This window comes from Mesorhizobium sp. M0778 (assembly GCF_040320105.1).
Taxonomy (GTDB): Bacteria; Pseudomonadota; Alphaproteobacteria; order Rhizobiales; family Rhizobiaceae; genus Mesorhizobium.
In genome coordinates this window covers 1-10,337 of the sequence record NZ_JAMYPA010000045.1, presented here as the reverse complement: position 1 = coordinate 10,337, position 10,337 = coordinate 1, and the positions used below count along the sequence as shown (strand labels likewise).

Here is a 10,337-nt window from a genome sequence, read left to right as displayed (position 1 = left end):
AGGAGAAGCTGCAGGAACGTCTCGCCAAGCTGGCGGGCGGCGTTGCCGTCATCCGCGTCGGCGGTGCGACCGAAGTGGAAGTCAAGGAAAAGAAGGACCGCGTTGATGACGCCCTCAACGCGACCCGCGCGGCCGTCGAAGAAGGCATCGTTCCCGGCGGCGGCGTCGCCCTGCTGCGCGCTTCGCTGGCCATCACCGTCACCGGCGCCAATGCCGACCAGACCGCCGGCATCGCCATCGTTCGCCGCGCCCTGCAGGCTCCGGCCCGCCAGATCGCAGCGAACGCAGGCGCCGAAGCTTCGATCGTCGCCGGCAAGATCCTCGACAACAAGGGCGCGACCTTCGGCTTCAACGCCCAGACCGGCGAATATGGCGACATGATCGCCATGGGCATCGTCGATCCGATGAAGGTCGTGCGCACGGCTCTCCAGGACGCGGCCTCGGTCGCCGGCCTGCTGGTCACCACCGAAGCCATGATCGCCGAGGCTCCGAAGAAGGAGTCGGGTGGCGGCGGCGGCATGCCTGGCGGCATGGGCGGCGGCGGCATGGGCGGTATGGGCGGTATGGATTTCTGATCCAGCCAACCTCCAACTACAGGAAAAGGGCGGCAGCGATGCCGCCCTTTTCTCTGGCGCGGATCCAAGCCGGCTGCCCGATCCACAGGCCTGCATGCGGCGCACTTTATGGCGGACACCAATGACTGAATTCATTCTGTTCGCCATAGTCGGCTTTCTCGCCCAGGCGGTCGACGGTGCGCTTGGCATGGCATACGGCGCGATCTCCTCGACGGTTCTGCTTTCCTTCGGCGTTCCGCCGGCGCAGGCTTCGGCCGCGGTGCACGCGGCGGAAGTGTTCACCACGGCCGCATCCGGCACGGCGCACCATTACCACCGCAATATCGACTGGAAGCTGTTCTGGCGGCTTGCACCGTTCGGCATCCCCTCGGCGGCTGCCTCGGCGCCTTCGTGCTGACCTTGTTTCGACGGCGACATGGTGAAACAGCTCCGGTGGTTCCGCAAGATCCCCAACAATCCGGTTCCTACCTGCCTGGTGGCTCCGCTGGGCGCCGCAGGCGCGTTCCTCCACCGGCCGGTGGCGGTGGTTGGGGTCCGATGGTCGGCGGCTGAAACACCGCTGGGGGCAATGTTCAACGGATTTCCTGGCCGAGCACGGCCTGACCCCGCATGGCATCCGCCGGTTCTGGCTGCATCAGGCCAATGCGCGCATGAACGCGATGATCCTGAAGCTCTCCTTCGGCCATGATGTCGGCATGACCGGGCGCCAATGGTGCTGGAGCGGCTCGGCAACACGGCGGCGGCCGGCGCGATCATCGCCTTCAAGGAAAACCACGAGGATATGAAGGCGGGCGATTACGGCCTGCTCTGCACCTTCAGGGCGGGGATACTCGATCGGCGGCGCACTGCTCAAGAAGCTTTGACGGGTTTTGCCCGCTCGTTGGCCGGCGCTCTCATGCGCGGCACACGTGAAGGCTGTTCGCCAGTTTGTCACTCGCCCGACCAATGCTATTCTGGATGGACTGGAGCTTCGGACGGCTTGTTCATGAAGGCAGTGTTTCGCCATGCCGGTTTGCCTTGGATCGTCGGGCTCGCGGGCTTCGCGCGTTATGCTCGACGATCGCGAGACGCCGAGCATAATCCGATCCGTCAACCGCACGGCACTATCAGCAAGGCTACGGCGGGGGGCCGCTATCCTCACGCACCTCGGTCATGCCGCAAGCCGCCCTCGCATTCAATGTGTTAGTGGATTCGTGTGAATCTACATCCACACAAACATGTGCTCCAATATTGATCTCGCCGAAGGGGTTGAGCAGCTGGCGCGGTCGTGATTCCAACGGGTTGTCGAAGCCTGATTGGAGAGACCTGATGTGGACGCCAGCTACTCGCCGCCAGCATAACCGCGCAAGCCTGCGTTACGAAACAGACATGACGGACGCAGAGTGGAGTTTGATCGCGCCACTCATGCCCACGGCGCGCCCGACGGGGCGACCGCGCAAATGGCCATTGCGCGAGATCGTGAACGCGATCTTCTACGTCATGCGCGGCGGGATCGGGTGGCGTCTTCTGCCATCGGATTTTCCGCCGAGGAGCACGGTGTTTCGCTGGTTTTGCTTGTTCCGTGACACATGCCTGTTCGAGAAGATCAACCACAAGCTCCTGATGCTGGATCGCGAACGTTGCGGCCGAGAGGCTTCACCCACGGCCTCCGTCATCGACAGCCAGACCGTGAAGACCTGCGAGAGTGGCGGGCCGCGTGGCTATGACGCCGGCAAGAAGATCAAAGGCCGCAAGCGCCATGCGCTGGTCGACACCGACGGTCGGGCTCTCGTCCCTTATCCGCATCCCGCCAGCATCCAGGATCGCGACGGCGCCGGCCCGGTCCTGAACGCCTCGCGGCGACCATTCCCCTTCATCCGAAAGGTGTTCGCCGACCTGGATATCAGGGACCGCGTGTGGCCGAAGGCACCAGTGCGGTTACCAACCCGCGGATAAGAGCTGGATCAACCGTCGTCTTAAGCCCCATCTCGTCCCCGTGCTGCCCATCAACGAAGGACAAACCTGTGACAAAGGACATGGGGCGGAAAAGCTCATCCATCACCCTTGACCACGGTCCGCTCCGTCGTCTGCTCCGTCGTCTGGCGGATTGCACAACAAAGATTTAGGAAATTTCTCACATTTCCGTCCCCCGTTGTAAGTGGCGCCCGGATCCGGAGCGGTCGTTACCAGGGCCAGCGCGATCGCAGGAAGTATCGGGCGCAGCCAGTCAGGCCGAAATTTCGTCGACGGTTTCGGGAGGCCCGGGGCCGCGACATCTTTTGGTGACGGTGTCATTGTTGCCTTTCTCTCGTTCTTTAATGTTTTGCGGATGATGCGGTGTCGTTTGCCATCTGCGATCGGCACGTCGGACGGTTTTGGTAAGGTGACTGGTTTCATAAGGTCGCCAGTTGTTGTCCCAACAACAACCCTTTTGGCAGAGCTAGCTGACAGTAGCCTCAAAAGCAGTCAGCGAATTTCACGACGTAGTGGTCGAGGCCGAGATCGTCTTTGGTGCGCTCGAAGCCATTCCTCGACCGCCCAGCGCAGGCGGCGGCACCGGCCAGTTCGGCCAACGCCGTGCCCCAGACCAGATAGTAGGCGAGCTTCTCCGGCTCCTTGCGGTGGTCGGAATGACGCTGCTGCCAAAACCTGTGGCGACGAAGCCGAGATCCCCCGCTTCATCGCCGGACCAGCTCTAGCCGCACACGCCTTTGATCCTATCGAGTGCCCGGTCGCGTCGTAAGGAACATCCTGACAGGCTGCATAAACGACATGAATCTACCAATCTTCAAAACAGGGCCATGGGCGGATGATGACCGGACGATAGATCACCGGCCGGTCCCAAGGATCGAAAGCGCACGCGCTTCTCAGGTCCGCGCGGCGCTCGAGCTCGATGCGCTGCAGACATTCGGCGAAGGCATCGTTCCCGACGAAGCCGTAGGACCGGCATTGCGCCTCGTCCGCGGCACGGCGGTCCTCGTCCGCGGCACGGCGGTCTTCCGCCGTCATGCAGCCTGTGCAGATTGTGGCCAGCGCGACCACCATCGCCGTCTTATACCACATACTTTCCTCCTCGACACAAAAGTTGATTGTAGAGATTCTGGGAAGCATTAGATCGCCCGCGGAACCTAGCCCGCTTGATGCACGGCGAAGAGCTTTCGGCGGCCTGAAGCGGCGATCTGGTTTCCTTTGCTGTGCGTTTTCCCAAGCCTCATCAGGCGCCGGCGGTGATCCGTCGTGATGGAAGGCGAGGGTTTGCGGGTTGAGGTCAGCGGGTTTGTTCCGGGACGTCTGCGCCCCATTGCTTATATCGCGAGTTGCGGGATGCGACTGAGGACGATGCGTAGAATGCGCTGGTCCGGGCAGGATGTCGGCAGGTGCAGGCGGATTTGGGTCTTCATGTCGACCATGCGAGCGGCGATCTTGATGAGGCGCAGTCGCAGCGTGTCGAGTTGAGCGACTGCAAAGCTGGAGCGTTTCGGCATCGCGGCACGCAGGCCCCCCATAAGCCAGTAGGCGCCGGCATGCAGGAACAGCCGGAACTGGTTGGCCGTCGCTCTTGTGCCGGAGGTGCGGTCGGCGGCGAGATGCGTCTTCCACGACTTGATGTGGTTCTCGGCAGCGCCGCGCCGGCAGTAGACATCCTCGTAAAGCGCCAATGGGCATGGAGTGCCTGCCATGCAAAGCGAACGGCAGTCATGATGATATCCTTTGCGAGCTCATAATGGAGCGACGATTTGCGCGACAATGCATCAGGTGTCCTCACAGCATGCTGTACAACAAGTCAGGATGCATGGAAGTAGCCGGCCTTGAGCACGTCCTGGAGTTCGAGATCTTCCACCGGGCCTTCTTGTGCTGCGAGGTGCAGGACGTATCCTGCGCCTTCGCGTTCAGGATCAGGCGGGTGGAGTCGGCTTTGTGGCCGCAGCCGACGATGAGGATCCTTTGCCCGAGGTCGACAAGGGCGGCGAGCGTGGGACGTCGTCGACTTTGCCGATGCCCCCCTTGCCGTAGAACGCGATCTGACGCAGACGTGACATGTAGCTTTCCTTCTTCTGTTCCATTTGCGGCTGCCCGCGCCATGAAGGCAGCTCGCCGCCTTGCACCAAGGGCTTCAAGACCCGTGCCAACTCGGCTGAGTTGGGCCGGAGCAAAATTTGTGAATACTTTCAGCTGCTTAGCCCGAGGCAACAAGAGATTGGCTAAGCAAACCGTGTGTAGCGGACCCGACAAAGACGACAATGTGTCGGATTCCGTTACTTGCGACCGCTATTGATCTCCCAGGAGCCCGACAACTGGCCGGCCTCCAATCGGGTGATCCATGTTGAACGTTAGCACATGCTTGGTCTTTGCGCCTCGGCTGCGGCCGCATTAGGTAAGCGTCAGCCGCTGGGTGACGTTGACGGCGTAGATTCTTCACGGCTAGACACCCGAAATCGGCGTGTTGGGCGGGTTCGGGATAGGGGAGAGCTTCGCAGTGTGGATCGGCCCGCCGGTTAAGGAATCGTACTCGCTGGCGATCCTGACCGCTTCCTCGGCCGTTCTGCCCGCGTGCAGCGGGCCCAGTGCAAACTCCGTGCCGGAGCCGATCGCGAAGAATGGCGCCTCGAGCGGCCCGGTAAAGCAGGACCAATGGTTCCAGTAGTGGACGGTGCCGTCGGTCCACACCAGCAGCGCCTTGACGCCGATCTTGCTGTCATGGGTGGGGATGGCCTTCGTTGACCACCTGGCTGCACCATTTGGCGAAGGCGTCGGTCTGGCCGCCGTGGCTCGCGGCGTCGGTCTGGCCGACATCACTCGACGAGGACGCGACCAGGGCGCCATTGGGCAGGACGTGCAGGTTTTTCTTGAAGCCGATCGGGCTGCCGTCGCTCGAATAGACGCGGCTGTCCGTTGCCATGATCCCATCTCGGTACACAATGGTCGTCATGGCAATCACCCGAGGTCGACAAGGGCGGCGAGCGCTGGCGATATGGTGCCTTGACCTCGATTGGTTCATCTATGCCTTCGTGCGCAAGGAGGCAGTGATCTCGTCGCAGATCGAGGGCACGCAGGCAGCACTCGTGGACCTTCTGGCTTTCGAGGCCGAAGAGGGGCCGGCACCCAACGCCGATATGGAAGCGGTCACGAACTACCTCGACACGCTCGCCTATGCCCGCGACCAGCTTGCGTCGAAGCAGGGGCTGCCGATTTCCATGCGCTCCTGAACGAGACGCACAAGCGGTTGATGCGCGTCGTGCGTTGTTCGAACAAGAAGACGTACGCCGCAGCCAGAACTGGATCGGGGGAAGTCGGCCAGGCAATGCGACCTAGGTCCCGCCGCCACCGGATAAGCTTCCCCAGCTTCCCAGCGAATTTGAGAAATACATCCACGTCGACGATCCGCTAGCGAAGCTGGTGCGGGCAGGTTTTCGCCACGTGCAGTTCGAGATCATTTATCCCTATCTCGACCGCAACGGGCGGATCGGGCGACTCCTGATCGCCCTGCTCTTGGAGCACTGGGGCTTACTAAAGGCGCGGCTCCTCTATCTCAGCCTGTTTTTCAAGCGCCACAGGGAAGAGTACTACCGGCGCCTCGATTTTAATCCGGTGGAAGGGAACTGGGAGGGCTGGATAGACTTCTTTCTCGATCGCCACCACTTCCGGTGAAGCCGTCGCTTCGGCGCGTGAACTGTTCAATCTCGTATCCTCGCACCGGGTGCGACTGCTCCAAGCCCAATCCGCCTCCGGCTCCGCAGTCAGACTGTTCGAGCAATCGCCGCGTCATCCGGTCGTGAGCGTTGCCTCGGTCATAAAGTTGATCGGCGTAAGCAAGCGACGCGATCCGTGCGATCGAGGCGCTGACCGAAGCCAATATTCTCGTGGACACCATGGGGAAGAAGCGCGACCGCAGCTTCGCCTATCGCGCCTATCTGGAATGCGTGCGAACCGGAACGGAATTGGACAGTGGCTGATCGCTACCAACCGCGAAATCATATCACGCTGTCAATGACCGTGGAATCCCGACCCCGCATTTTCGCGTGCTCATTCCATGAAAATCACACCACGCTGCGCGAACGACTCCTGCAGCCTCGCCAATTAGTGGCGACGCTTCGGCTATCGGAGGCTGTTCATCCAGGGCTGGCAGTGCGCAAGCGTCGTTCACGACGAACACTGACTGCGGCGGATCGGAGCGGTGCGGGACCGCTCCGCAGGTGAGCCGCCAAGTGAATTCGGGCACTCATCGTTCCTGGCCTCGCATCGAGCCGACCAGGCATGGCCGAGGGGCGCCCACTGGCGCCTTGCGCTGATTAGAGCGAAGTCATCGAAAATCAGCACAAGGCGCACTCGGGCCGCAGAACTTTAGCCGCAGCAGTCACTGTCATCTTCTTCGGCCTTTTTTCTTCTTGACGCCTTGTCGGTGAGGCCGACGATGCGCCTGTTGAGACGGCTGGACAATACTCCGGAGTCGCCGAAGACCACCTCCACATCGTCGCGCGAGACAAAATGAGAGCCATCTCGCGCGAGGCTCCGTTGGGCCAGACGACGGACCATCTCCTTGACATAGACCGCGCTGCTGCCGTCTGAGCGTGCGACGGCATCGGCCACCGCTCCGCTCTCGAAGGTGAGAGCACCACCATAGAGCGCTATCAGCCGCTCGCGGCAACCAGCGTCGGGGAGCGGAATTTCAATAGCTTCGTCCACGCGGCCCGGGCGCGAAGCGAGCGCTTCCTCAATGTCCTCCGGCCGGTTCGTCGTCAGGAAGAAAAAGATATCTGTCCCTGACTCAAGACCGTCCATCTCGTTCAACAGACGGTTGAGGAGGCGTTCGGCCTTTTGACCATGAACATCCTCTCGCGACCGGCCCACCAGATCGACGTCCTCCAGCACGACGATGCTCGGCTGCAAGGTACGCGCCAGCGCGATGTAGAACCCAATCGCAATTGTCTGCTCAGCCGTGACCAGAACGGTAGTGCGGCCAGGCAGGTTGGCACAAACATGACGGATGACGTGCGTCTTGCCTGTCCCCGGAGGTCCGTAAAGCAGAATACCCTTTTGCGTCGATTGGCCGAGACGCTTCAGCTCCTCTCGGTGTCCATCGAAATCGAAGATGTGGGCATCAAGACGCGCCATAGTTGCCTCGGAAAGCACCAGGTCGTTCCGGCATACGGCAGGAAGACCATGAACCCGCATCGTACCCTGCATCCCAGAGGTTCCTGCATCTTCTTCGAAAGAGAGGACCTTGTTGCGATAATATCGTGAGCTCTCGCAGCCCTCCTGGATCTTGCGAAGAAATTCGCGCGAGAAGTCGCATGCCTGCTCGCCGGGCAGAAAAGCGATTTCCACTTGAACGTATGTCATGCCATTGTATGGGGCGGTGAACTGCGACAGAAAAACCGCAACCGGCTCGTCGCCGATCTGGAACAACCACAGGCCGTTGTGCAGAGACGCATAAGGCTCCTCTTCGCCGATGTCGATGTCCTGATATTGCAAGGGTGTTATCGGAACGACGGCATGTTCCTGGCGAATGATAAGGTCTGATAGCTTCATGGGCTCAGAGTCGTAGAACTGGTGGACGCCGACCAGCTTGGGAGACAGAGGCGCGATCTGCTCTTCGATCATGGTTTGAAGATCCGGCAGGAGATGTGGATAAAACCGTCGGTGGGAGCTCGTCAGCTCCATCAAATCATCGGTTTTGAAATGGGCATGAAGTGCCTGCCAGGTAAAGCGAATAACCTCAGTCATGGTGATATCCTTTGTGAGTTCACAATTGATCGACGATTCGCGCGACAATGCATCAGGTGTCCTCACAGCATGCTGTACAACAAGTCAGGATGCTTGGAAGCAGCCGACCTTGAGCACGTCCTGAAGTTCGAGATCTTCCACCGAACCTTCTTGTTCTGCGAGGTGCAGAACGTATCCTGCGCCTTCGCGTTCAGGATCAGGCGGGTGGAGTCGGCTTTGGGGTCGTAGCCGACGATGAGGATCCTTCGCCCGAGGTCGACAAGGGCGGCGAGCGTATTTTGGGACGTCGTCGATTTGCCGATGCCCTCCTTGCCGTAGAACGCGATCTGACGCAGACCTGACATGTAGCTTTCCTTCTTCTGTTCCATTTGCGGCTGCCCGCGACATGAATGCGTTGGCAGCTCTCGCCGCCTTGCACCAAGGTTTTCAAGACTCGTGCCAACGTGACTGACTGGGCCGGAGAAGAAAATTCGTGAATTCTTTTCAGCTGCTTAGCCCGAGGCAACAAGAGATTGGCTAAGCCAGCCTGTGTCGCGGACCCGACAAAGGCGACACAACGTGTCGGCTTCCGTTACTTGCGACCCGCATACCTCGCAGACCGGAAAGAAGTTGGGAATGTCAGGCAGCGAGTCTGAGGCGATTTTGATCGGGGAGACCGCAGCAAGGACGTCGGTCTACGCATACCTCTGTATCGCTCCAGCCTGCCATTGATCTGGGCCGGCCGTTCGCACATTGAACACGAGCTGGCGCTCAACCGCGACCAACACATCTGCCGCTTTTTACAATGCGTTCGTTGACGGCTCGACCTCGCCTGTCTTGTCTTGGCGCACCCTGGTTATCTTCAGATAGTGGTGCCGAGCGGAATTTCTTACACGCCGCCCAAGCGGTCGTTGGGCCGTCGCGCTGGTGTTGTCACTAATCGCACGTATGATGGCACTCGTGCTGCACCCCGATTTGCAGCTGCTGCTGGGCCAGCTTCTGGTGCTCCAATTCGGCTGGAGTATCGCCAATCATGTCGCCGCGCAAGCCAAGAGGTTCTTGAGCTGTCCCGGAGCGTCGGGTCCTGCAATCGTGACACGCGCCGGGGGTCTCATTCTGAACCGCAGTCGCGTCGGTCCACACGGCGCATATCTGACGGGCACTCGAGAACGCTCAGTTGATTTTGTCGCTTGTCGGAGATGACTGTCGGGCCGCTTAACCGCAATGTTGGATGAGTTTTGCCGGAGCCATACTTTCTAACGCTATCTTTGTTGGTCCAATTCGCCGCAGCCAGAGCACCGGATAAACATCATCTGCATGCGACAAGCGTTTCCCTCAGCACCTAAGGCTCGCAGCGGAACCTGCATGTACGTGTTTTATAAAGAACATCATAGTTCTACTGCGACTATGTCGCAAATCCGACATCGTTGGACAGCGGACAAAACTGACGCGCAACAAAAAGGGAGAAGCCTGCCAAGTGAGGCTGGGCCACCGGCGCTGGCGATCATTCCGCCAACGTTAAGCCAAGAGGCTCGGCTCACTTCTCGGCGCAGGAGTTCAGTATCGGCGTCATCGCCTTCACATGCTCGTCGATCCACCCGAGCACTTTCCCCGCGACAACGTCGCGCTCAGGCAGATGCCACCAGTGCTCGTTGACGAGTTCGACGGTCTCGACCACTGCCTTCAGGACTGGCGGCTCCGGATTGCACGGTTCGCAAATGCTTTCCATCGCGGTGCTGCTAGCGCCTTGAACGAGCGCTCTCCTCCAAGCGAAAGCGCCATGGCGTCCGCGGGAAGATATGGCACGGTCGACAGTAGGTCGTAGATTGGTGAAAGGGCCGGCTTAAAGCCGTTTCCGCGATAGATCAACGACCAGTTCTTCAGGTGCATGTCGCCATTGCCGGTGATGACAGTCAGCGCCAAGCGGCGGACGAATTCGAGAGCCGCCGTAGTCAAGACGGCCACGCCAAGCGCCGAGGCTATGTCATGGTAAGCAGCGCCCTCGTATTTGCGCGAGGAATAGACACCGAAGACCTGAGCAAAATCCTCAATGTGAATCCTATCGCCATCGGCGCCGCG

Annotated in this window: 7 protein-coding genes and 7 pseudogenes; 6 read left to right on the top strand and 8 right to left on the bottom strand. The window is 60.3% G+C overall.

Features of this window, described 5'->3' with window-relative positions:
• The 4 genes and pseudogenes from NKI22_RS31110 to NKI22_RS31095 form a co-directional block, all read left to right on the top strand.
• Positions 1–575: TCP-1/cpn60 chaperonin family protein (locus NKI22_RS31110; protein WP_352959658.1), on the top strand; the 575-nt coding region annotated here is incomplete at its 5' end.
• 121 nt (positions 576–696) lie between these two features.
• Positions 697–1,115: pseudogene (locus tag NKI22_RS31105) on the top strand (sulfite exporter TauE/SafE family protein); the annotation flags it as partial.
• A gap of 38 nt (positions 1,116–1,153) precedes the next feature.
• A pseudogene (locus tag NKI22_RS31100) lies at positions 1,154–1,438 on the top strand (3-oxoacyl-[acyl-carrier-protein] synthase III C-terminal domain-containing protein); the annotation flags it as partial.
• A gap of 445 nt (positions 1,439–1,883) precedes the next feature.
• Positions 1,884–2,488: pseudogene (locus NKI22_RS31095) on the top strand (IS5 family transposase); the annotation flags it as partial.
• 844 nt (positions 2,489–3,332) lie between these two features.
• Here the strand turns inward: NKI22_RS31095 and NKI22_RS31090 are convergent.
• The 5 genes and pseudogenes from NKI22_RS31090 to NKI22_RS31070 all read right to left on the bottom strand — a co-directional run bounded on the left by NKI22_RS31090 (position 3,333) and on the right by NKI22_RS31070 (position 5,454).
• On the bottom strand, positions 3,333–3,617 hold the full coding sequence (locus tag NKI22_RS31090; protein ID WP_023723021.1) for a hypothetical protein: 285 nt from the start codon (positions 3,615–3,617) through the stop codon (positions 3,333–3,335).
• A 242-nt stretch (positions 3,618–3,859) separates the two neighbouring features.
• Positions 3,860–4,210 (bottom strand): annotated as a pseudogene (locus NKI22_RS31085) (transposase); the annotation flags it as partial.
• 143 nt (positions 4,211–4,353) lie between these two features.
• Positions 4,354–4,594: pseudogene (nifH, locus tag NKI22_RS31080) on the bottom strand (nitrogenase reductase); the annotation flags it as partial.
• A gap of 382 nt (positions 4,595–4,976) precedes the next feature.
• A complete protein-coding gene (locus NKI22_RS31075) occupies positions 4,977–5,222 on the bottom strand; it encodes a hypothetical protein (protein WP_023723018.1) in 246 nt (81 codons plus the stop codon).
• A 28-nt stretch (positions 5,223–5,250) separates the two neighbouring features.
• A complete protein-coding gene (locus NKI22_RS31070) occupies positions 5,251–5,454 on the bottom strand; it encodes a hypothetical protein (protein ID WP_023723017.1) in 204 nt (67 codons plus the stop codon).
• A gap of 28 nt (positions 5,455–5,482) precedes the next feature.
• On the opposite strand from NKI22_RS31070, the gene NKI22_RS31065 reads away from it, so the two are divergent.
• A complete protein-coding gene (locus tag NKI22_RS31065) occupies positions 5,483–5,761 on the top strand; it encodes a Fic/DOC family N-terminal domain-containing protein (RefSeq protein ID WP_245278789.1) in 279 nt (92 codons plus the stop codon).
• A gap of 160 nt (positions 5,762–5,921) precedes the next feature.
• Positions 5,922–6,203 (top strand): Fic family protein, encoded by a 282-nt coding sequence (locus NKI22_RS31060; RefSeq protein ID WP_352485048.1) that lies wholly within the window; start codon positions 5,922–5,924, stop codon positions 6,201–6,203.
• A gap of 693 nt (positions 6,204–6,896) precedes the next feature.
• Here the strand turns inward: NKI22_RS31060 and NKI22_RS31055 are convergent.
• From NKI22_RS31055 to NKI22_RS31045, 3 genes and pseudogenes are all read right to left on the bottom strand, one after another.
• Complete coding sequence (locus NKI22_RS31055) at positions 6,897–8,279, bottom strand: AAA family ATPase (protein WP_352485047.1); 1,383 nt, start codon at positions 8,277–8,279, stop codon at positions 6,897–6,899.
• Between the two features lie 102 nt (positions 8,280–8,381).
• Positions 8,382–8,623: pseudogene (locus NKI22_RS31050) on the bottom strand (AAA family ATPase); the annotation flags it as partial.
• A gap of 1,172 nt (positions 8,624–9,795) precedes the next feature.
• Positions 9,796–10,337 (bottom strand): annotated as a pseudogene (locus NKI22_RS31045) (type II toxin-antitoxin system HipA family toxin); the annotation flags it as partial.